The sequence below is a fragment of the Streptomyces sp. NPDC048248 genome, assembly GCF_043201875.1.
Lineage (GTDB): Bacteria > Actinomycetota > Actinomycetes > Streptomycetales > Streptomycetaceae > Streptomyces.
On record NZ_JBICZL010000012.1, the window covers coordinates 255,836 to 277,176 of the forward strand.

Consider the following 21,341-nt stretch of genomic DNA (forward strand, 5'->3'; position numbering starts at 1 on the left):
CTCGCTACCTCCATTGCCTACTGCTAGGCGAATTCCAGCTCACGGTCAGCCGCGCCATGCGGACGCCACCGCAACCGCCTGGGACGGGTTGAGACGGGGGTCGCAAAGGGTGGTGTACTTCTCCCCTACTCCGGGGATCTCCGATTCGCCGACCGCGCATTCTGTGACCTGGTCCGGAGTGGTTTCCAGGTGCATTCCGCCGTCGATGCCGCCTGCTTCGGAAACGGCGCTCTGGAAATCCGTCACCTCGCGGATGACGGTTTCCACACATCGCGTCTTCAGGCCGACGGGGCTGTTGACGGTATTTCCGTGCATCGGGTCGGTCAGCCAGATCACCGGGTGTCCCGCGGTCCGTACCGCACGCACCAGCGGCGGCAGCGCCGCCCGTACCGCGTCCGCCCCCATGCGGGCGATCAGGGTCAGCCGGCCCGGCTCGCGCCGCGGGTCCAGGCGCTCGCACAGCGCGAGGATCTCCTCCGGCGTCATCTGCGGTCCGACCTTGCAGGCGACCGGGTTGTCCACGGCGGCGAGCAGTGCGACATGCGCACCGTCCACCTGGCGGGTCCGCTCGCCGATCCACGGCCAGTGCGCGGAGCCGAGCAGCAGCCCGCCGTCCGGCTGCGGCCGCACCATCGACAGCTCGTAGTCCAGCAGCAGCGCCTCGTGGCTGGTCCACACGGGCGGGTCGACCTGGCGGCGCCGCCCGTCGCCTGACCAGCCGAGCTGCTCGGACACCAGCCGGGCGGCGGTCAGCCCGGAGAGCATGCGGGTGGGGTCCGGGCGGCGCAGCTCCGGGTCGGGCTCCGGGCCGTTGACCATGTGACCGCGGTATACGGGCAGTTCGACGCCGCCGACGACCTCGGTGGGCCGGGAGCGCGGCTTGCCGTACTGCCCGGCGATCCGGCCGACCCGGATCACCGGCTTGTCGGTGTTGAGCTTCATGGTGCCGGCGAGCATGTCCAGCAGCGCCGTCTTGCGCGCGACGTCGCCCGGCGTGCTCTCGGCCGGGTCCTCGGCACAGTCCCCGGTCTGGATCACCTGGAGTTCACCCGCGGCGACCCGGGCGAGCAGCTCACGCAACGCGCGGACGTCCTCCGGCCGGACCAGCGGGGGTGCGCTCTCCAGTTGCGCGACGACCGCGCGGAGACTTTCGGTGTCCGGCCAGTCCGGCTGTTGTTGCGCCGGCAATGAATGCAGGCGTTCGAGACTACGCACTTCATTCCTCCCGTTTGAGTAGCGGCGGCAAGTAGCCACTTGCCCGGAAGTCTGTGGCGCGTATTAGTCGAACACCAATCCAAAATGCGCTACTTAGTCAAGTGAGGGCTGCGTCACGAAAGACGTACCGCGTCGGCCTTCTGACACAGTCGCCGCCAGTTGACAAAGTAATACGCCGCAAATTGACGCTCTTTCACCGGGTGGCCATCGTTGGCGAGGAAATGAGGGGACGGTTCTTCTCACCCGACGAAGGATGCGAGATGACAATGGCAACGACTGCGGAAGACGGCCGGTACGGCGGACCATCGCCCGTCGGCGTGCTCGGCACCGGCTCGTATCTCCCAGGTCATGTGGTCGGCAACGACGAGGCGGGCGAGGCTGCGGGCGTCGACGACGCGTGGATCACCCGCAAGACCGGTATCCGCGCCCGGCGCTGGGCCAAGCCCGACGAGGCCACCTCGGACCTGGCCGCGGCGGCCGGGCGTGCGGCCCTGCGGAACGCCGGCATCAGCGCCCGGGACCTGTCGCTGATCGTGGTGGCGACCTCCACTCCCGACTCCCCGCAGCCGCCGACGGCGGCCGTCGTCGCCGACCTGATCGGGGCGACCCCGGCCGCCGCCGCGTTCGACCTGAACGCCGTGTGCAGCGGCTTCGTCTTCGCCCTCTCCGTCGCGCAGCGCACCGTGCAGCCCACCGGCGGGCACGCGCTGGTCATCGGCGCGGACATCTACTCCCGCATACTCGACCGCTCCGACCGCCGCACGACGGTGCTGTTCGGTGACGGCGCGGGCGCCGCGGTGCTCGGCCCCACGGCCACCGGCGGCGGCATCCTCGCCACCCGCCTCGCGACCTTCCCCGGCTACCGCGACCTGATCGAGGTGCCGGCGGGCGGCAGCCGGCGGCCCGCCTCGGAGTACACCCTCGCCGACGGCGCGCACTACTTCCGCATGAACGGCCGCGCGGTGCGCGAGTTCGTCGCCGAGCACGTGCCGCCGGCCGTGCACGAGCTGCTGCGCAGGGCCGGAGTCCGGCCCGACGAGATCGACCATGTCATCCCCCACCAGGCCAACGCGGTGATGCTCGACGAGCTCGGGCGGTCCCTGGAACTGCCGCGCGCCCGCCTGCACACGACGGTCGTCGACTACGGCAACACCGGCGCCGCGTCGGTACCGATCACTCTCGACGCCGCCGTCACCTCCGGTGCGGCCCGGCCCGGGGACCTCGCGCTGCTCGCCGGCTTCGGCGGGGGCATGGCGGCCGGGCTCGCCCTCGTCCGCCTCTGACGCCGTCCGCCCGGCGCCCGCATCAACGGCTCACCGACCTTCCCGACCCGCGAACCGAGGAGCATCCATGCTGACCCCCGAGGCTGTCGACGCGTATCTGCACCGTATGGGCACCAAGCGGCCCGAGCGTGCGACCGGCGCGGCACTGCGCGAGCTGCACGAGCGCCACGTGCTGTCCATACCGTTCGAGAACATCGACTTCAACCTGCGGCTGCCCGTGAACATCGGCGCCGGCGCCATACCGAAGATCACCGAACAGCGGCGCGGCGGCGGCTGCTACGAGCTCAACGGCGCCTTCTCCGAGGTCCTGCGGGCCCTGGGCTACGACGTCACCGTCATGGCGGGGCGGGTTTTGGAGAACGGCGAACTCGGCCCTCTCATGGGCCACTTGATCCTGCGCGTCATCGCCGAGGACTCCCCCGAACCGTGGCTGGTCGACGTCGGCTACGGCCGCGGCTTCCGCCACCCGCTGCGGCTCGACTCGCGTGCGCCGCAGGAGGACCCGCAGGGCACCTTCGAGCTCAAGGGCGCCCCCGACGGCGACATCGACGTCTACCGCAACGGCTCCCACCAGTACCGCTTCGAACCCCGCCCGCGCGTCGTGGACGACTTCCGGCCGACGCTCTGGTGGTTCCAGAACTCCGCCGACTCGCCGTTCCTCACCCAGCTCTTCTGTACCCGGCCCACCGCCGAGGGCCGGGTCACCCTCAGCGGCCGCAAGCTCGTCCGGGTCGCCGACGGGCAGCGCACCAAGGAGGAACTGCCGGACGACGCCGCGGTGTTTGACGCGTACCGCACCTACTTCGGGTTCGAGCTCGACGCCCTGCCCCACCCGCCGGCCGCCCCCGCGGCCGGCTGAGCCATGCCTCACCAGGCCGAAAGAGCCTAGAGAGAGATCCCCTGATGTTCCTGAAATTCTTCGCCCTCACCATGTCGCTCTTCGTCATCGGCACCGGCGAGCTGCTGCCCGGCGGGGTGATCGAAGACCTCTCCGCCGGGCTGGGCGTGTCCCTGCCCACCGCGGGGCTGGTCATCACCGCCTACGCCGCGACGGTGGTCTTCGGTGGCCCGCTCGTCACGGGGCTGACCACCCGGATGTCCCGTCGCGGCCTGCTGCTCGCCCTGATGGTCACCGCCACCGTCGGCAACGCCATCGCGGCGTTCGCCCCGACCTACGGTGTGCTCATCGTCGGCCGCGTCATCGCCGCCCTCTCGCACGGCACGTTCGCGGCGGCGAGCTTCGTCGTCGCGGCGAGCCTGGTGCCGCCGGAGAAGGCCGGCTCGGCCGTCTCCAAGGTCCTGCTCGGCTTCAACCTGGCGTCGGTGCTGGGTGTTCCGCTCGGCACCCTGATCGGCCAGCAGTTCGGCTGGCAGGCACCGTTCCGTACGACGGCGGTGCTCTCCCTGCTCTGCGTGGTCATGCTCGCGGTGCTGATCCCCGGCGGCGCCGAGGGGGAGCCCACGTCCGTCCGCGACGAGCTGCGGGTCTTCGCCAAGAAGGAGATCCGCACCGGCATCCTGACCACCGCGTTGGCCACCGGCGGCTTCTTCACCGTGGTCACGTACATGGTGCCGCTGGCCACCCAGGTCGGCGACTTCCCCGAGTCGTCGGTGCCGGTGATGCTGGTCGTCTACGGCGTCGGCTCGATCGTCGGCAACTGGGTCGGCGGCCGGCTGGCCGACCGTGCCCTGCTTCCGACGCTCGCCGGCACCCTGGCCGCGCTGACCGTGACCAGCGCGCTGTTCTGGGTGGTCGCCCCGGTGACGGCCCTGGCCTGGGCCTTCTTCTTCCTCTTCGCCGTCGCCACCTTCGCGATCCTGCCGGCGCTCCAGGGCCGCGTGCTGAGCGCCGCGGCCGAGGCGCCCACCCTGGCGGTCACCGTGAACGTGTCGGCCCTCCAGGTCGGCGCCACCCTCGGCTCCTGGTACGGCGGCCGGGTCATCGACGTCTTCGACGTCCGGGCCATCACGCTCGCCGCCGCGCTCCTGGTCCTGCTGGCCACCGTCATCGGAACCCGCAGCTGGCTCAAGGCCCGCACGCCCGCTCTCACCCCCGCACCGGCCGCCGCCCCCGCACACCCCGTCGAGGCCGGCACCTCCTGACCATCCACCACCCCCGAGCGCAGGCCCCCGCGAACACCGCGGGGGCCTGCGCGCATTCACGGGTGCGGGTGCGGGTGCGGCCTGCCGACGCGGCGGCGCAGGAACGGACAGCCGCCACCCTCTTCGTAACTCCCAAGTAGCCCATGAAGTCCTTCGGTTCATCGAGCGACCCGGTTCAGCGCTCACGGCAGCACCGCGCGCCTCGCCCCGAAGTCGTACCGAGCCACGATGTACGCGCCCCTGGGCACGCCCTCTCCATGGGCCCGGCCAGCTCTCGGCTGCCGTGCAGAGCGCCCCCGCCCTCGACGAGCCCCGGGCAGTGGCAGTGCGCCGGGCACCAACGCCGAGCGGCTCGAAGGCTCACGGCACCGCAACCCGGTACGGCCCCCTCACCCCAGCCGCTCGTCCACACACGACAGGGCCCCCGAGGGCTGAGCCACGCACCCGCCCCCAACGCCCCCGGCCGCGCCCCCCTGCAATGGGGGCGCGGCCGGTTCGGGCGCGGGGAGGAGGCGCGGAGGCGTGCTCAGGGTGTCGGGGCGGTCGTGCGGCGGACCCGTAGCCAGAGCGCCAGCAGGGCGCCGGCCACGGCGAGTCCGGCGGCGACCCACAGCCCTGCCGCGTATCCGGAGGTGAGCGCGTCGGCGCCGCTGGGAGCGGAGGCCGCCGCGGTACGTTCGGCGGCGACCGCGGTGAGCACCGCCGCGCCGATCGCGTTACCCGCCGCCATCGTCGTCTGCACCCAGCCGGAAGCGCTGCCCGCGACGTCCTCGGTCAGTCCGCCGGTGCACACCACGTACAGGGACGGCAGGGCCGCGCCGAGGGCCGCGCACCACACCACCGACGGGAGGATGAACGCGGTCAGCAGCGGCCCGTCCGCGTCCAGGGCGAGCGCCCACCAGGCGCCGGCCGCGGCCTGCACCGCGAGTGTCCCGATCAGGGTGGTGACCGCGCCGAGCCGGGCGATGAGCCGGCCGGACAGCTGCGAGGCGATCAGCGCGGCGACGTTGGGCGGGACCAGCAGGGCCGCGGCGGGCACGGGGTCGAGCCCGCGCGCCTGCTGGAGATACAGGCTCGCGACGGTGAAACCGCCGAGCAGGATCGCCCCGGCGAGCAGGTTCGCGGCGTTGCCGAGCACGACGTTGGGCATCCGGAACAGCACCCGCGGAACGAGCGGGGTGCGGGCTGTGCGCTGACGTACCGCGAACGCGCCGAACAGCAGGGCCGCTCCCGCGAGTTGCAGCAGGGTGGTGGGTGCCAGCCAGCCCTGCGCGCCGCCGCGCACCGCCGCGTAGATGACGAGGGTCAGGCCACCCGTGCAGGCGAGCGCGCCGGTGAGGTCGATGCCGCCGGTGGTGGTGGGGCGGCCCTTGGGGAGCGCCCGCAGCGCGAGGGCGAACACCACGATGCCGATCGGGATGTTGATCAGGAAGGCCAACTGCCAGGCCACGGCGGAGAACAGGCCGCCGAGCAGCACGCCGGCCGCCCCGCCCACCCCGTTCATGCCGCCCCACAGGACCATGGCGCGGTTTCGCGGCGGGCCTTCCTCGAAGAGGTCGGTCACCAGGGCGAACGCGGCGGGCGAGACCAGTGCGGCGCCCAGGCCCTGGGCGACGCGGGCGGCGATCAGGTGCCAGGACTGGGTGGAGACGGCGCAGGCGAGCGAGGCCAGCGTGAAGACCACCAGGCCCCAGCAGAACAGCCGCCGGCGGCCGAAGGTGTCCGCGGCTTTTCCGCCGACCAGCAGGAACCCTCCGTACGCCAGCATGTAGGCGTCCAGCACCCAGGCGATGGAGGACGGCGAGAAGGCCAGGTCGCGCTGGATGGAGGGGATGGCCGATACGACCATGCTGCCGTCCAGGATCACCATGAACTGGATGACGGCGAGCAGGAAGAAGACCGGCCAGGGGGGACGCGCGGGGGGTGCTTCGCGACCCGCGGACCGGCCGCGTGGTCGGACGTCGGTGGCGGCGATTTCAGCCATGCGGAAACTCCCGATCAGGCAGTGGGGAACCCCGCTCGTGCGCGAGGGGGTGGAACACCCCTCAGCGTCACGCGCCCGGGGGCCCCGGCACATCACGTGTTCGTGGGATGTGTGCGGGCCGCCGTCGGGCCACTGTTTCGGGTGCCGGGCCGCGTCGCCCGGCAGCACCTGACACCCCATGACCCGCATGTCATCCATGCACAGCTGAGGAGTTCACCATGGCAGCACCCTTCGCCGGGAAGGTCGCCCTGGTCACCGGCGGCGGTTCGGGCATCGGCCGCAACACCGCACTCGCCTTCGCCCGCGAGGGCGCGGCCGTCGTCGTCACGGGCCGGACGGCCGACACCATCGAGCAGACGGTCAAGCTGATCGAGAGCGAGGGCGGCACGGCGAGTGCGGTCGTCGCGGACGTCTCCGTGCCCGAGGACGTGGCCCACGTCGTGGCGACCGTCGCCGAGCGGCACGGCGCCCTGGACATCGCCTTCAACAACGCCGGCACCTTCACCGCGGGGAACCTCGCCGAGGTCCCCGACGAGGAGTTCGCCCGGGTGCTGGCCACCAACTTGACCAGCGTGTTCCTCTCCATGAAGCACGAGATCGGCTTCATGCGCGAGCACGGTGGCGGCGTGATCGTCAACAACGCCTCCAACCTCGGCCATGTGACGATCCCGGGCCTCGGCGCCTACTCCGCTTCCAAGGCCGCCGTCTCCCAGCTGACCCGGTCGGCGGCGAAGGAGTACATAGCCGACGGCATCCGGATCAACGCCGTCAGCCCCGGCCCGATCGACACTCCGCTGTGGCCGCTGCTGCCCGGCGAGACCGAGGCGGAGCGCGCCGACCGGATGGCGAACGGGCTGCCGCTGGGCCGGGCCGGGACGCTGGACGAGGCGACGTCCGCGGTGCTGTGGCTGGCCGCGTCGGAGTCCGGCTTCGCGGTGGGCCACGACCTGGTCATCGACGGCGGCGTCAGCGCGTAGGGAGGGGACCGGCCATGAGCTTCGATCACGAGCGGGCGCCCCGCGCCATCTACGTACCGCCGGGGGCCGGCCTGAGCCGCTGGGTCTTCGGCGACCGCTACACCATCAAGGCCGATGTGCACAGCACGAACGGCGCCCTGGGGCTGATGGAGGGCATCGTGCCGCCCGGTGGCGGGCCGCCGCCGCACATCCACCACAAGGAGGACGAGGCGTTCTACCTCCTCGAAGGGGAGCTGGAGCTCGTCAACGGCGACCGGCAACTGACCGCCGAGGCAGGCTCGTTCGTCTTCGTTCCGCACGGCACGGTGCACGGCTTCAAGAACGTCTCCGACCAGCCCTGCAAGATGCTGATCATGTTCCTGCCGGGCGGGGTGGAGCAATTCTTCGCCGAGGTCGGCACACCGGCCGACGAGGACACGCCGCCGCCCCCGCCGAGCCAGTACGAGAACGATGTGGAGAACGCCATGCGCATCGTCTCCAAATACGGCGCGACGTACGTATAGCGCCGCCCACCCACACCGCACGGAAGAGTGCCGGGGCCGCGGAACGCGCCGGGCCGCGCCCCCGCACCGGAAACCGCGCCCCCCGCACCGGAAGAGGGAGCAGTAATGCAGGGTCTGCCGTCACTCATCGATGTCCACCACCATGCGATTCCGCCCGCCTATGCAAAATCGCTGGGAAATCGGGTGGCGATTCCCGGGGTCGATTATCCGACCTGGTCTCCGGAGGAAAGTCTGGAGGTGATGGACCGCAACGGCATAGGTACCGCGGTTTTGTCGATCACCGCGCCCGGCGTGACGTTTCTCGACGACGACGCGGATCCGGCCGCCGCCCGCCGGATGGCCCGGACGGTCAACGAATACTTCGCCGGGCTGATCGAGTCGCACCCGGACCGCTTCGGTGCGTTCGCGGTGCTCCCGTTGTCCGACCCGGCCGCCGCCAAGGACGAACTCGGCTATGCGATCGACGAGCTGAAGCTCGACGGGGCGGGGGTGCTCACCAGCTACCGCGGCCGCTATCTCGGCGATCCCGCGTTCGAGCCGATGCTGGCCGAACTGGCCGACCGCGGGGTGCCGGTGCATGTGCACCCGGGCACTCCCCCCGCCCGCGACCTGGCGACCTTCGACCTCCCGCCGTCGCTCTACGAATTCACCTTCGAGACCACCAGGACCGTCGCGAGCCTGCTGTTCAACGGCGTCCTGGACCGCCTGCCGCACCTGAAGATGATCGTCTCGCACGCCGGCGGCACGCTGCCGTTCCTGGCCAAGCGCCTGACATACGGGCCGACCATCGGGTCCTATCTGGCCGACCGGGCCCCCGCCGACGTCATCGCCACGCTGCGCCGCCTCTACTACGACATCGCGATGTCCGCGAACGAGTTCTCGCTGCCCGCCCTGCAGAAGCTCGCCGATCCGGAGCGCATTCTCTACGGCAGCGATTTCCCCTTCATGCCCGCCGCGCACACCACGGAGAACACCGCCGGTTTCGCGGAATATGACGGCTGGTCGGAAAAGGACCGGGCCGCCGTGGGCCGCTCGAACGCCCTTTCCCTCTTTCCTCGGCTGGCGCGGAGTTGACCTAGTCCGGCCCACTTGACGAAGTGGGCGCGTCCGCGTTGTCAGCGCTTCCCGTCCGCACCGAGACTCAGGCGTGCACCAGTCGTTCACGCCGCTCTGCGGAATTCACGGACGGGATTTCTCGATGTCCATTCAGCCACTTTCCAAGGCGCGGCGTACGCCCACCCGCGCATTCGGGTGGGACAGTCTCACCCGGTCGGAACTGCGGGTCGCCCGGCTGGTCGCCGAGGGCCTCACCAACCGGGCCGTCGCGCGGCGGCTGGGCATCTCGCCGCACACCGTCGACACCCATCTGCGGCACGCCTTCACCAAGTTGGACATCGGCTGCCGGGTGGCACTGACCCGGTACGTCCTGACCCACGACACCGGCCCTGACGAGGGCCGCGAGGCCGCGTAATGGCCTCCGCCGCGCCGGTCGCCCCGGATGTCCCGGCCGTCGGGGCACCGGCCCCCGCGCCGGCGCCCGCGGCGCCGCGGGGGCGCTCCGCCGCCCGGCTGCCGGGCCTCCACCTGGCGGCGGCCGTCGGCAACGCCGACTGGCACCTCACCGCTCCCCTGCTGGCCGTGCTCGCCACGTCCCTGCACACGGATCTGGCCACGGTCACCGCCGCGATCGGCGCCTACTCGCTGGGCCAGGGCCTGGCCCTGCCGTTGTGGGGACGGCTCTCGGACCGGTACGGGCCGCGCCGGGCGCTGCGCTGGGGCCTGACCGTCGCCGCCGTGGCCGCCGCGGCGGCGGCGGTCGTCGACAGCCCCGCCCTGTGGGTCGCTGCCCGCGCCGCCTGCGGCGCGGGCTTCGCCGCCGTCGCGCCCTGCGCCGGCCTCTACCACGACGCTCTCGGCGACAACACCGTCCGGCAGCGCGCCTACGCGCGGATGATGACCCTCACCGCGGGCGCCGCCATCGCCACGCCCGTACTGGCGGGGCTCGCGGCCCGGTCCATGAGCTGGCGGCTGGTGTTCGCCGTCGTCGCGGTACTCGCCGCCCTGCTCACCTGGTACGCGCGCGCCCTGCCGCCCGGTGCCGCTCCCGGGGCCGTACGGGCGCGCCGCCCGCTGACCGGCCTGATCCGCTCCCCGGGCCTGTGGGCGCTGGTAGGGCTGGGCACGGCCGAGGGTCTCGTCCTGCTCGGGCTGCCCGCCCTGCTGGCCCCCACGCTGACCGCGGTCCGCCCCGGCGGCGACGCCGCGCTGCTGGTCACGGTGGTGTACGGGGCGAGCGTCTGCGCCGGCTCCGTCGGGATACGGCTGCGCGCCCCTGCCCGTCCCGCCCTGCTTCTGACGCTGGGCGGCGGCGCGAGCCTGCTGGCGGCGGCGCTGCTCGCGGTCCGGCCCACGGTCCCGGTGGTGTTCGCCGCCGCGATCCTGCTGGGCTGCGCCTGGGGCCCCCTGCACACCACGCTCCAGACCTGGGCGCCGCGCATGCTGCCGCCCGGAGCACGCGGCACGGCCACGTCCGTCCTCGCGATGTCGGGCGTACTGGCCTGCGCGGCGGGTGTCGCCCTGGCCGCGCCGTTGATCGAACAGGGCGCGTTCACCGCTCTGTTCGCCGCCCTCGCGACGGTCGCCGCGGTCCTCTGCGGGGCCTGTGCGGCGGCCGGCCGTCGGTGGCGATGAGCCTGCCCGGGAGGCGGCGCGGCTGAGGGGCCCGGGCGAGTCGCCCGGGCCCCTCAGCCGCAGCTGCCTTCAGCGCGGTCCCTCAGCCGACCCCGAGCCCTCCCCGCTCGAGCGCCGAGGCGATTTCCACGCAGCGGCGTGCCTGGTAGGCGACGGCTGCCAGGTTGTCGTCGTGCACGGCGCCCGGCTCGTTGCCGGAGACACTGCTGGCCCCGTACGGGTTGCCGTTGTGCGCGGACCACTGCACCGGGTCGGCCCAGCCGGTCGGGACGATGAGCGCGCCCCAGTGGTAAAAGGTGTTGTTCAGCGCCAGCAGGGTGCTCTCCTGGCCGCCGTGGGCCTGCGCGGTGGAGGTGAAGGAGCCGACCACCTTGCGCGCCAGCTTCCCCTGGGCCCACAGGCCGCCGGTGGTGTCGATGAACTGCTTGAGCTGAGCGGCCGGCAGGCCGAAGCGGGTCGGGGTGCCGAAGAGGATCACATCCGCCCAGTCCAGGTCGTCGACGGTGGCGAGCGGCACCTCCGCCGTCTCGGCGGCGTGTGCGGCCCATGCCGGGTTGGCCGCCACCGCGTCCGCGGGTGCCAGCTCCGCGACCTTGCGCAGCCGCACCTCGGCCCCCGCCTTCTGCGCGGACTCCGCGGCGGACCGGGCGAGTTGGTGGACATTGCCGGTGGACGAGTAGTAGACGACGGCTGCGGTGATCACGGTGCCTCCTCGGCGTGCGGCCCGTCGGTCGGACGGGCCCAGGGTGAAGCCCGAGCGTGCGGAAGACGCCGGGGCTCCGGCCAGCCGGCGGAGCGCTCTTCGTCAGGTGCGACGGGCATCTGGCGAAAAGCGTGCGGCACCTGACGAAGTAGCCGACCAGGTCCTGCCGTGCCCCTTACGGGGCCCCTATGGTCGTGACGAACCTGTCCCGACGTCCCCCGGACGTCTCGGCCGTCGGCTCCCGACCCGAACACCCGGCTGTCGGCTTCCGAACGTTGCCCTGAGGGGAGAACTGCGCCCCATGACGATGCGACGGCCCACCGGTGACTGCCTCAAACGGCTGCGGGGCGAAGGTGTGTCGGTCTGGCTGGACGGACTGAGCCGGGAGCTGCTGACGTCGGGTGAGCTGGCGAAGCTGGCCGCGGAGCGGCCGCTGGCCGGGCTCACCACCGCAGGCCACGACATCATCGACGACCTGACGGGTCCCGCCTACCGCGCCCAGCTCGACGACTTCACCGAGCGCGGCAGCCACCCGCAGGAGGCGGCCCGCCGTCTCCTGGCCTTCGATGCCCGCGGGGGCTGCGACGTCTTCCTGCGTTCCTACCGGGCGAGTTCGGGCCGTACGGGCCTGGTCTCCATCGAACCGGCGCCGGTCCCCGACCGTGCCCTGGCGGCCGAGGCCCGAGCGGCGTGGTGGGCGGTGGACCGGCCCAATCTGCTGCTGAAGCTGCCGCCCACCGAGGAGTCGCTCGGCGCGGTCAGCGAGCTGGTCGCCGAGGGCGTCGGCGTGGATGTCACGCCGGTTTTCTCCGTCGACCGCTACGAGCAGGTGCAGGACGCGCTGTTCACGGGTCTGGAGCGGGCGCGGCGTGCGGGCCTCCGCCTCGGCGCCGTCCACACCGCCGTCTCGCTGCCCATCGCCCCGGTCGACGCGGCGGCCGACGCCCGGCTCGCCGACGCCGGTGCAGCGCCCGGCCGCCCGCCCATGGGGCGCACCGCCCTCGCCCACGCCCGGCTGGTCTACCACGCTTACGAACGCGGGCTCGGCGGTGACCGCTGGCGGGCCCTGGCCGCGGCCGGCGCCCACCCTCCACGGCTGGTGTGGACGGCGACCGAGGCGCGCGGCCCGGCCGGTCCCGACACCCGCTACGCCGACGGTCTGGTGGCCTGGGGCGTGACGAGTTCGATGTCCCGGCGCACGCTGGACGCGGTGTCGCGACGGGCGCTGCTGAGCGGTGACACCCTCTCGGGGCGCCATGTCTCCGCCCGCCTCGATCTGGCCGCGCTCGCCGAGTTCGGGGTCGGCTTCGCGCGTCTCTCGGCCGACCTGGAGCGTTCCTGGCTGGCCGGCCGACGCGCCGTGTGGGAGGAACTGTGCGAGCGCGTGGCCAAGCTCTTGAGCGTCACGGAGTTCTGAACGCCCCGCCAACCCAACGGGGTTACCACTGTTCGCCGGTGCGGGCGAGGATTCAGGACAGACATCGCCCGGGGCGTCGGGGCGGGATGCCCGCACCCGCGCGGTGCGGTGGCGAGTCCCTGGAGCCGGTCGGGGAACGGGAACAGGGGCCGCACGGCCGTGGTGCGCCGTGGGCCCCTGCCCGGTCTGTCCGGTCGACTGCCGCCCCGGTCAGGCCGGTTGCGGTACCGGGTGGCGGTCCGGGAAGGAGCCGCCGGACAGGGCGAGCAGCGGGGCCGACTTGACGGCGGTCTCCTCGAACTCGGCCGCGGGGTCGGACAGGGCGACGATCGCGCCGCCGGTGCCGTAGCGGACCCGGCCCGGTGTGAGGACGACGGTGCGGATGACGATGCTGAGGTCGGCGGCGCCCGAGAGCGAGAAGTAGCCGATGGCGCCGGCGTAGACGCCGCGCGGCCCGCCCTCCAGCCGGTCGATGATCTGCATGGTGCGGATCTTGGGGGCGCCGGTCATCGAACCGCCGGGGAAGGCGGCCCGGACGCAGTCCACCGCCGAGCGCTCCGGCCGAAGCCGGGCGCGTACCGTGCTGACCAGCTGGTGCACCGTCTCGTACGTCTCGACCCGGAAGATCTCGTCGGCCCGCACGGTGCCCGGCGCGGCGCAGCGTCCCAGGTCGTTGCGGACCAGGTCGACGATCATGAGGTTCTCGGAGCGGTCCTTCTCGTCGGCCCGTAGTTCCGCGCGCAGCGCCTCGTCCTCGACGGGGGTGGCGCCCCGGGGCCGGGTGCCCTTGATGGGGCGCGATTCGGCGACCCCGTCGGCGCCGATGCGGACGAACCGCTCGGGCGAGGTGCTGAGCACCGACAGGTCACCGAAGGCCAGGTACGCGCCGAACGGGGCCGGGCTGGCCCGTCGCAGTGTCCGGTAGGTCTGCCAGGGGTCGGGGTCCCCGGCTCCCTCGATCATGTTGGTCAGGCACACCTCGTACGTCTCGCCCGCGGCGATCTCCTCCTGGCAGGCCGCGATGAGCCCCAGGTACTGCTCCCGGTCGTGCCGCAGCCGCAGCGCGCCGAGGGGAGCCGTGTCGGGGGCCGCTCCGAGGGTCCGGCCGGCGGTGTCGGCCAGCTTTCGTGCGGTGTCGGCCAGCCAGCCGCGGGCGGCGGCCGTTTCGCCGTCCTCCGCGAGGGCCAGCAGGTAGGTGACGCGGTGCAGGTGGTCGAAGACCACGGCGCGGTCGGCGAAGACCATGGTCGCGTCGGGCTCCGTGGAGCGGTGTGCCCGGTCTCCGCCGCACTGGGCCTTGAGTTCGTAGCCCAGGTAGCCGACCCAGCCCAGCGCGAAGTCGCAGGGCAGTGCGGGGCTCCTGACGTCCGTGCCGCGCAGGTCGCGGTCGAGCCACTCCAGGAAGGGCGCGGTGACCTGGGAGGTGCCGTGCGCGCCCGTGACGGTGACCGTGGTGTCGGCGACATCGGCGCGTGCGACGCGGGCCAGCGGGCCGGAGGCGTCGCCCATGACGGAGAACCGCCCGCGGTCGGCGTCCTGGCGTGCCGCGTCGAGCCAGAAGGCGTGCGGGCCGTCCCGGAAGAGCCGGTCGAAGACCACCTCGTCGCTCCAGCGGGTGGGCAGCGTCTCGACCAGGACCTCCAGGCGGCGCGGCGGCGACGCGGCGCTCCCGTCGCGGTCATCCGCGCCTGCCACGGTGGGCGGCGCGACGGCGCGGGCGGGACGGTGATGATCGGCCAACTCCACGAAATTTCGCATGAGTTGATGTCCGTGCTCGGTGCAGATGGACTCGGGGTGGAACTGCACTCCCCACATGGGCCGCTGCCGGTGCCGCAGCCCCATGAGCACTCCGTCGGGGGTCCAGGCCGTCGCCTCCAGTTCGGCCGGCAGGTCCGTGACGGTCAGCGAGTGGTAGCGCACCACCTCCATCGGCGACGGGATACCGGCGAACAGTCCGGTGCCGTCGTGCAGGACGGGCGAGGTGCGGCCGTGCCGGGGTTCCGGGGCGCGGCGCACGGTGCCGCCGTGCCAGTGGGCCAGCCCCTGGTGGCCGAGACAGATGCCCAGCAGGGGCAGTTCGCAGGTCTGGATGAGTTCCCGGCAGATGCCGAAGTCGCCCTCGCGGTCGGGGCTGCCGGGGCCCGGGGAGAGCACGACGGCGTCGAACCCGTCGAGCGTCTCGGGCCGCCAGGCCGGGTCGTCGTTGCGCATCACCACCGGCTCGTGGCCGGTGGCCTCGGCTATCCGGTGCACCAGGTTGTAGGTGAAGGAGTCGTAGTTGTCGACCAGGAGGATACGCATCAGGCCGCCACCACCTGGAGGAGCAGGTGCTCCACGGTGTCCGGGCCGTCCTGGATCTCGCGCCGTCGGCGGGTGATCAGGGCGCGGCCGGTCTCCTCGGCGAGTGCGTGCAGGGCGTCCAGGTCGCCGCGGCTGCTGAAGTGCAGGAAGGCGGTGCCGCCCTCGGTGGTCCAGCGGGGGGCTTCGGCGAGGTAGCGGCGGTGCGCTTCGTATCCCGGGTCGACGTAGGCGCATTCCTGGGTGGTGCGGTAGCGGTAGTCGGCGGGCGCGAGGACGTAGTTGGAGTGCCAGAAGACCACGTCGAAGCGCTCGTTCTCGGGCAGCGCGGCGAACAGGTCGCTGTAGACAGGGCGCAGCCGGTCGGCGACGCCGTGCCGGCGGGCGTTGAGCTCGGTGTTGCGGACGGCGTGCGGGTTGATGTCGGACGCCACCACCCGGTCGCAGCCCATCAGCGCGGCCATCACCGCGACGATGCCGGTCCCCGATCCGACCTCCAGCAACGAGCCGCGGCGGGGTAGTTCCACGTCCTCGAAGCAGCCCAGGAATTCGAGGGAAACGCTGGTGGAGGGCGAGTAGTTGGGTGCGAAGACCTCGTCGAGCAGGTCCCACTCCCGGCCGCGCATCGAGAACACCTGCGGACGGTCCGCTCTGGTCCGGGCGTTCTCACTGCGTTCGAGCGACCGCGTAAAGCTCTGTACTGCACGCATCGGTGCTTTCCCCCGTGCCGTTGGCTGGTTGGGCGCGGCCGGTTGCCGCGCTGCCGGTAAGCCTGTCGCACGGTGGGCCTTGGCCAGAAGGTCATCCGGCAACACTCTCCGAGGCCCTCTGCGGTGCCCGGAACACCCTCGACCGGACGGTTTTGTTCCACCTCAGCACTGCACAAGTGCCTCACCCGGCACTCGGGTAAATCAACGTTGACTACCCCGGCGCGACCATCTACGTTCGAGCCAGGCGCGAGGGGATTTCGCTCCATCCGGGGGGTAGTTTGTGATTTCGCGTCCTGAGACGGCGGTCGGTGCGCTCACCGTCCTCGAACTGCTCGCCCAGGAAGCCCCGCCCAGCGCCTTCGACGCCGTCGTCCATGACGCGCGGGCCGCCGGCTTACCGGCCGATCAACTCACCCACATAGAACGCGCCAGGGAACTCGCACTGAGCGTCCAGGCGCTCTTCCAGCACCGCGAGCAGCGCGAGGCCGGCCTGAACGCACTGGTCGAGACGGCCCGTGACCTCACCCTGCCGTACACCCTCACCGCGTTGCTGAAGGTCATCACGCAGCGCGCCCGCCGGCTGCTGCATCTGGACATGTCCTACATCAGCTTCCCGGCGGAGCGGGAGGGCGACTTCTACGTCCACAGCGCGGACGGCCAGACCACCGCGCTGACCGAGGGCATGCCCGTGCCCGGCACCTCCGGTCTGGCGGTGGACGTGCAGAACGGCTCCGCGCCCTTCTGGACACCGGACTATCTCTCCGACGACCGCATCACCCACTCCGAGGAGGTCGACGGCGTCGTCCGCGCCGAGGGGCTGCGCGCGATCCTGGCGGTGCCCCTGCGGCACGCCGACTCCTTCTTCGGTGTCCTGTACTGCGCGGACCGCAAGGTCCGGCACTTCTCGCCGCACGAGATCGCCCTGATGACCTCTCTGGCCGACCTCGCGGCCGTCGCCATCGAGAAGTCCCGCACCCTCAACCGCGTACAGGCCGAGATCGCCGAACTGGAGCTGGACATCTCCGCCGCCAAGTCCGGCCTCGCGGACGCCGCACGGGGCCACGGCGCGCAGGCCCGGCTGACCGACATGGTGCTGGAGGGCGGCGATCTGCACACCCTGGCCCGGGTGGCCGCCGAGGAGCTGGACAGCACCGTGCTGGTGCTCGGCCCGGACGGCGCCACGCTCGCCCCGGCCGGTGAGCAGCCCGAGCGTCTCCCGGACTCCCTGGCCAGGGCCGCTCTCGACGCGCACCACAACCGCCGACCGGTCCCGTTGGCGGACGGCACCTGGGTCGCGGCGATCGCCGCGGGCGCCGAGGACCTGGGCACCCTGGTGGTACGCCCGGCCGACGGCCGGGCCGGTTTCGACGAGCGGCTGCTGGAGCACACCGCCAGGACGGCCGCGATCATGCAGCTGATGCTGCGCAGCACGACCATCGCGGAGAGCCAGATCCGCGACGCCTTCTTCGACGACCTGCTGGCGGTGCCCCCGGGGCAGAGCGAGCAGTTGGAGGAGCGGGCCCGCCGGCTGTCCATCGATCTGAACCGGCCACATGTCGTGGTCGTCGCGAGACCCGAGGGCGGGGCCCAGGGCAGGGCGCTCATCTGGGCTTCGTCCTACACCTACCGCAAGGGCGGGCTGCGCAGCATCCGCGACGGCGTGATCTCGCTGCTGCTGCCGGGGGAGGACGCGGGCGCCGCCGCGAAGGAGGTGTCTGACGCGTTGACGCCCCTGTTGGAGCACCCCGTGACGGTCGGCGCGGCGGGCCCGTTCACAGGTCTCGACCCGGTCCGTCCGGCACTCGCGGAGGCGATGCGCTGTCTGGACGCCCTGGCCGCCCTGGACTGCCACGGCACCACCGCCTCCGCCCGCGATCTGGGCTTCCTCGGCGTACTGCTCGGCGATGTGCGTGATGTGGCGGGCTTCATCGGGGACGCCATCGGCCCGGTGATCGCCTACGACGCCCAGCGCTTCACCCAGCTCGTTCAGACCCTGGAGGCGTACTTCGACGCCGGCGGCAGCCCGACGTACGCCGCCGAGACCCTGCATGTGCATCCGAACACCGTCTCCCGCCGGCTGGAGCGCATCACCGAACTCCTGGGCCCCGACTGGCAGAAGCCGGCCGAGACCCTGGAGATCCAGCTCGCCCTGCGCCTGCACCGGGTGCGCGGTGCGCTGCGTCCGTACGAGGACGGCACCGCGGGGCAGCCGACGCGCTGAGGCGCCGGGCATCCGGTGCACCGCCTCAGCCGGCGCGCAGGGCACGGTCCGCACCGCCGCCGAGGATCCGGACGGCGTGCGCGGCGGAGGCCAGCGTGGTGTGCCGGTGCCAGCCCTCGTACGACCTGCCCTCGAAGTCCATCAGGCCGACCTGCGGGGACACTTCGGCGACATCGCGGTCCACGCGCAGCGCGAGCTTGCCCAGCCGCAGCAGCCGGGCCGGACTGACGCCGCGCAGGTCGGTCAGCCAGCAGGTGCGCGGCCAGCCACGCGGCGAGTCCCATTCGCCCACCAGCAGCAGCGGCCGGGAGCGAGGCGCCCCCGCGAGCCGCACCTGGACGGCTGCGACGTCGCTGCGCCGCACGGTCCCCTCCAGCGGGTCGTGCCAGTCGACGGGCCGCCGCAGCGTACGGACCATGTGGAGCAGTCGCTGCGCGGAGAACTCCCGGTCGCCGAGTCCCGGCAGCACCGGGTCGGCGGAGGTGAGGAGGGTGGTGCCGGAGGCGACGGCCACCAGCGGCATCCCGCTGCCGCCGAACCGCCGGACGGCCTCGGGAAGATCGGCGTCCGGAAGGTCCAGGACGACGGGCCGGGGCCGGATGCCCGAGCCGCTGCCGAGCCCGGTCACCGTCGCCGCGGCGCACTCCACCGGGGTGCCTGTCAGACGCCCGCCCGCGGCGCCGGCCTCGTCGTCCGAGAGCAGCAGCTGCCAGTCGACGGGGATCGACGCGTCCTTGGTCGCGCCCCAGGCGCCCAGCGCCTGCTGCCCGTTGACGACCTGGCCGAGCCAGGGGATGTAGCGCCGCTCGACGCCGACGGAGTGGTGGCCGGCCTTCGGGATCACGATCGGGCGCACCACCCATGCCTCGGGCCGCAGCACCCGGTCGACGTAGCGGGCCAGTGCCTCGCGCATCGGCCGCCAGTGCCAGGTGGAGGAGCTGATGAAGTGGTGCAGGCTCTGTTCGGCGGCCCGGTCCCCCACGAACGACGCGATGTTACGGATCGACTTGCGGCCTTCGGCGGCCAGCAGCCCCCGCAGGTACTGCTCGCCCTTGCGCCGCTGGTCACTGCGGGCCAGCGAGGCGAACATCAGCCCGCCAAGCTCGGCGATCAGCTCGTCGGGCGCCCGCCCGGGCTCCGGGCAGGCGTCCAGAGCTTCCGCGGCCCGCTCGGCCCTGCGCCGCCCGAAGACGTCCCCGTCATACGTGGCGTACGCGTCCCGCTCAGCCCACGCGCCGCCGGGCATCGTGTGGTCGGCGCGGTCGGTCACTGCGCGGTCGGTCACTGCTTGGTCGGTCACCGCGTTGTCGAACGCCACGTCCTGCGGCGTCACGTCGGCGCGGGCAAGAATTCCGGCTCGTGCTCCCATCGGACTCCCCCTTCATCCAGCTCGGTGAGTCCACACTGCGGCGCCGCGCCCACCCCGGCCCAGGTGTGCCCGGCACACACCTGAGCCCTCTCCCTGCGCACCGGACCACCGAAGACCGCCCTGGCCAGGGCGTTTCCCGTGGAAGGAGGGGTGGTGGCCGGACCACCACCCCCCGCTCGGCCCGGCGCCCTGCGGTCAGTTCCGCGCGACCCTTAACGCGTCACTCAGCGCCTCCGCCAACCGCCGCGACAGAAAGCGGAATTCGCGGTCCGGGACCTTCGGATCGGCGTGCAGGGCGCGCGCGTGCCGCAGCAGTTCCTCGCCGATGCCGAGCTGCATCTCCTCGATACTGTCGGCGAGATCGGACACCGGGCCGCCCGCACCGTCGGTGATCAGAAAGCAGGGGCGGTCGTCCGGGGTACTCCAGGGCAGCAGCCTCATCTGCGGCACGGAAGGTTCGGATCGTGGGGGTTCGTTCGTCATGCGGACAAGCCTTCCGGTCCGCGTCTAGCCTGGCCACAGATCAGCGCCTACTGTGCGCTACCACTCCGCAACTGTGCGAGGTGTGCGATGCCCCATAACGACGAACCGCCGGTGAGCCTCCGGATCTTCGGCAAACAGTCCCGGTACTTACGCGAGCAACGCGGCATGACGCGCCGCGAACTGAGCGCGCTCGTCCCCTACTCCGAGTCCCTGATCGCGATGGTCGAACGCGGCGAACGACCACCCAAGCCGGGCTACGTCGACGCGATCGACGCAGCCCTGGGCGCGAACGGCCTGCTGCGCGTCCTGATCCCCGACGTGGCCGAGAAGCATCACCCGGCGTGGGCCGAGGAGTACGTCAAACTCCAGGCGGAGGCACTGGCGCTGCACGCGTACTCCACCCACTTCCTGCACGGGTTGTTGCAGACGGAGGAGTATGCGCGGGCGGTGTTCCGGTCCGTACGGCCGAGCATGGAGGACGACGAGATCGAACGCTCCGTTCAGGCCCGGCTCGCCACGCAGATACTGCTGACCCGCAAACCGTCCTGCCGCATGACGTTCGTCCTGGAGGAGCCCGCACTCCTGCGAAAGATGGGCGGACAGGCCGTATGGGAAGGCGAGTTGAGGAATCTCGTCAAACTCTCCGAACTCCACAACCTCCAGCTCCAGGTCATGCCGCTGGCCCGTGAGACCCATGCCGGTCTGGATGGCCCGATGACGCTGCTGGAGACACCTGAGCACCAGACCATCGGTTACGTCGAGGGCCAACAGGGCAGCTACTTCCTCACAGAACCGGATGACATCAGCGCGATGAGTCATCGCTACGGCACAATTCGATCCCAGGCCCTCGACGCCGAGGCGTCGCGAGCCCTCATTCAGCGTCTGCTGGCAGGAGAGGCATGAACACCGAACTGGATTGGTTCAAGAGCAGGCACAGCGGCGGCGATGGTGAAGCCTGCATCGAAGTCGGCGTCGCCTGGCGGAAGTCCAGCTACAGCGGTGGGCAGGGCGAAGCGTGTGTCGAGGTGGCTGCCTGCCCCGGCACCGTCCACGTCCGCGACTCCAAGGACATCTCACTGCCCTCGATCGCGGTCAGCCCCGCCTCCTGGGCGTCCTTCGTCGCATACGCGCAGGTCGCACCGGAAGCCGTCTGACCGGACACCGGTGGGGCGGCACCAGGTTCCGCCCCACCGTCCGCCGGTGAGCCGGACGGCCAACCAAAGAACCCGGGCAGAGAACCCCACCCACCTACCGCCGCTCCAACCGCTCACCCCATCGGGTGAGTTGGGCACGGAAGCGTCCGGAATGCGGTTACGCTCGCCGCAGAGTCACGCCCCGGCGTGGCACCACAACCGCACACAGAACGGCCCCCGGCGGGACGGCA

Annotated in this window: 19 protein-coding genes; 12 read left to right on the top strand and 7 right to left on the bottom strand. The window is 72.1% G+C overall.

Going from position 1 to position 21,341, the window contains the following annotated elements:
• Positions 1-45: 45 nt before the first annotated feature.
• Positions 46-1,215 carry a 3-deoxy-7-phosphoheptulonate synthase gene (locus ACGFZW_RS26790; protein WP_393895768.1) on the bottom strand — a complete coding sequence of 390 codons (1,170 nt, stop codon included), beginning with the start codon at positions 1,213-1,215 and terminating at the stop codon, positions 46-48.
• A 266-nt stretch (positions 1,216-1,481) separates the two neighbouring features.
• On the opposite strand from ACGFZW_RS26790, the gene ACGFZW_RS26795 reads away from it, so the two are divergent.
• The 3 genes from ACGFZW_RS26795 (at position 1,482) to ACGFZW_RS26805 (ending at position 4,601) form a co-directional block, all read left to right on the top strand.
• Positions 1,482-2,498 carry a 3-oxoacyl-ACP synthase III family protein gene (locus ACGFZW_RS26795; RefSeq protein WP_393895769.1) on the top strand — a complete coding sequence of 339 codons (1,017 nt, stop codon included), beginning with the start codon at positions 1,482-1,484 and terminating at the stop codon, positions 2,496-2,498.
• A 67-nt stretch (positions 2,499-2,565) separates the two neighbouring features.
• Positions 2,566-3,357 (top strand): arylamine N-acetyltransferase, encoded by a 792-nt coding sequence (locus ACGFZW_RS26800; RefSeq protein ID WP_393895770.1) that lies wholly within the window; start codon positions 2,566-2,568, stop codon positions 3,355-3,357.
• 44 nt (positions 3,358-3,401) lie between these two features.
• Positions 3,402-4,601: an MFS transporter gene (locus ACGFZW_RS26805; RefSeq protein WP_393895771.1), complete on the top strand. Its 1,200-nt coding sequence runs from the start codon at positions 3,402-3,404 to the stop codon at positions 4,599-4,601.
• A 526-nt stretch (positions 4,602-5,127) separates the two neighbouring features.
• Here ACGFZW_RS26805 and ACGFZW_RS26810 read toward each other — a convergent pair.
• Positions 5,128-6,585 carry an MFS transporter gene (locus ACGFZW_RS26810; RefSeq protein ID WP_393895772.1) on the bottom strand — a complete coding sequence of 486 codons (1,458 nt, stop codon included), beginning with the start codon at positions 6,583-6,585 and terminating at the stop codon, positions 5,128-5,130.
• A 218-nt stretch (positions 6,586-6,803) separates the two neighbouring features.
• On the opposite strand from ACGFZW_RS26810, the gene ACGFZW_RS26815 reads away from it, so the two are divergent.
• The 5 genes from ACGFZW_RS26815 (at position 6,804) to ACGFZW_RS26835 (ending at position 10,756) form a co-directional block, all read left to right on the top strand.
• Positions 6,804-7,562 carry an SDR family NAD(P)-dependent oxidoreductase gene (locus tag ACGFZW_RS26815; protein ID WP_393895773.1) on the top strand — a complete coding sequence of 253 codons (759 nt, stop codon included), beginning with the start codon at positions 6,804-6,806 and terminating at the stop codon, positions 7,560-7,562.
• Between the two features lie 14 nt (positions 7,563-7,576).
• Positions 7,577-8,065, top strand: coding sequence for a cupin domain-containing protein (locus ACGFZW_RS26820; protein ID WP_393895774.1), 489 nt, complete (start codon positions 7,577-7,579; stop codon positions 8,063-8,065).
• 183 nt (positions 8,066-8,248) lie between these two features.
• Positions 8,249-9,139: an amidohydrolase family protein gene (locus ACGFZW_RS26825; protein ID WP_393895775.1), complete on the top strand. Its 891-nt coding sequence runs from the start codon at positions 8,249-8,251 to the stop codon at positions 9,137-9,139.
• A 124-nt stretch (positions 9,140-9,263) separates the two neighbouring features.
• Complete coding sequence (locus ACGFZW_RS26830) at positions 9,264-9,536, top strand: response regulator transcription factor (RefSeq protein ID WP_393895776.1); 273 nt, start codon at positions 9,264-9,266, stop codon at positions 9,534-9,536.
• A complete protein-coding gene (locus tag ACGFZW_RS26835) occupies positions 9,536-10,756 on the top strand; it encodes an MFS transporter (RefSeq protein WP_393895777.1) in 1,221 nt (406 codons plus the stop codon). Before ACGFZW_RS26830 ends, ACGFZW_RS26835 begins: the two co-directional genes overlap by 1 nt.
• Positions 10,757-10,838: 82 nt before the next feature.
• Here the strand turns inward: ACGFZW_RS26835 and wrbA are convergent, their stop codons facing one another.
• Positions 10,839-11,459, bottom strand: a complete 621-nt coding sequence (wrbA, locus tag ACGFZW_RS26840) for an NAD(P)H:quinone oxidoreductase (protein ID WP_393895778.1) — start codon at positions 11,457-11,459, stop codon at positions 10,839-10,841.
• A 301-nt stretch (positions 11,460-11,760) separates the two neighbouring features.
• Here wrbA and ACGFZW_RS26845 point away from each other — a divergent pair, with 301 nt between their 5' ends.
• The gene (locus ACGFZW_RS26845) at positions 11,761-12,876 is read left to right on the top strand and encodes a transaldolase family protein (protein WP_393895779.1); all 1,116 of its coding nucleotides are present in this window, start codon (positions 11,761-11,763) and stop codon (positions 12,874-12,876) included.
• A gap of 210 nt (positions 12,877-13,086) precedes the next feature.
• On the opposite strand, the gene pabB is transcribed toward ACGFZW_RS26845, so the two are convergent.
• Both pabB and ACGFZW_RS26855 read right to left on the bottom strand, forming a co-directional pair.
• The gene (gene pabB / locus ACGFZW_RS26850) at positions 13,087-15,177 is read right to left on the bottom strand and encodes an aminodeoxychorismate synthase component I (RefSeq protein ID WP_393895780.1); all 2,091 of its coding nucleotides are present in this window, start codon (positions 15,175-15,177) and stop codon (positions 13,087-13,089) included.
• The gene (locus ACGFZW_RS26855) at positions 15,177-15,884 is read right to left on the bottom strand and encodes a 50S ribosomal protein L11 methyltransferase (RefSeq protein WP_393895781.1); all 708 of its coding nucleotides are present in this window, start codon (positions 15,882-15,884) and stop codon (positions 15,177-15,179) included. Before ACGFZW_RS26855 ends, pabB begins: the two co-directional genes overlap by 1 nt.
• Before the next feature lie 280 nt (positions 15,885-16,164).
• Here ACGFZW_RS26855 and ACGFZW_RS26860 point away from each other — a divergent pair, with 280 nt between their 5' ends.
• On the top strand, positions 16,165-18,105 hold the full coding sequence (locus ACGFZW_RS26860; RefSeq protein ID WP_393895782.1) for a helix-turn-helix domain-containing protein: 1,941 nt from the start codon (positions 16,165-16,167) through the stop codon (positions 18,103-18,105).
• A gap of 25 nt (positions 18,106-18,130) precedes the next feature.
• Here the strand turns inward: ACGFZW_RS26860 and ACGFZW_RS26865 are convergent, their stop codons facing one another.
• Positions 18,131-19,474, bottom strand: coding sequence for an IS701 family transposase (locus ACGFZW_RS26865; RefSeq protein WP_393895783.1), 1,344 nt, complete (start codon positions 19,472-19,474; stop codon positions 18,131-18,133).
• Between the two features lie 195 nt (positions 19,475-19,669).
• Positions 19,670-19,957 (bottom strand): hypothetical protein, encoded by a 288-nt coding sequence (locus ACGFZW_RS26870; protein ID WP_393895784.1) that lies wholly within the window; start codon positions 19,955-19,957, stop codon positions 19,670-19,672.
• 87 nt (positions 19,958-20,044) lie between these two features.
• Here ACGFZW_RS26870 and ACGFZW_RS26875 point away from each other — a divergent pair, with 87 nt between their 5' ends.
• Together ACGFZW_RS26875 and ACGFZW_RS26880 are read left to right on the top strand one after the other, a co-directional pair.
• Positions 20,045-20,860 carry a Scr1 family TA system antitoxin-like transcriptional regulator gene (locus tag ACGFZW_RS26875; RefSeq protein ID WP_393895785.1) on the top strand — a complete coding sequence of 272 codons (816 nt, stop codon included), beginning with the start codon at positions 20,045-20,047 and terminating at the stop codon, positions 20,858-20,860.
• Complete coding sequence (locus ACGFZW_RS26880) at positions 20,857-21,111, top strand: DUF397 domain-containing protein (protein ID WP_393895786.1); 255 nt, start codon at positions 20,857-20,859, stop codon at positions 21,109-21,111. Before ACGFZW_RS26875 ends, ACGFZW_RS26880 begins: the two co-directional genes overlap by 4 nt.
• Positions 21,112-21,341 lie beyond the last annotated feature (230 nt).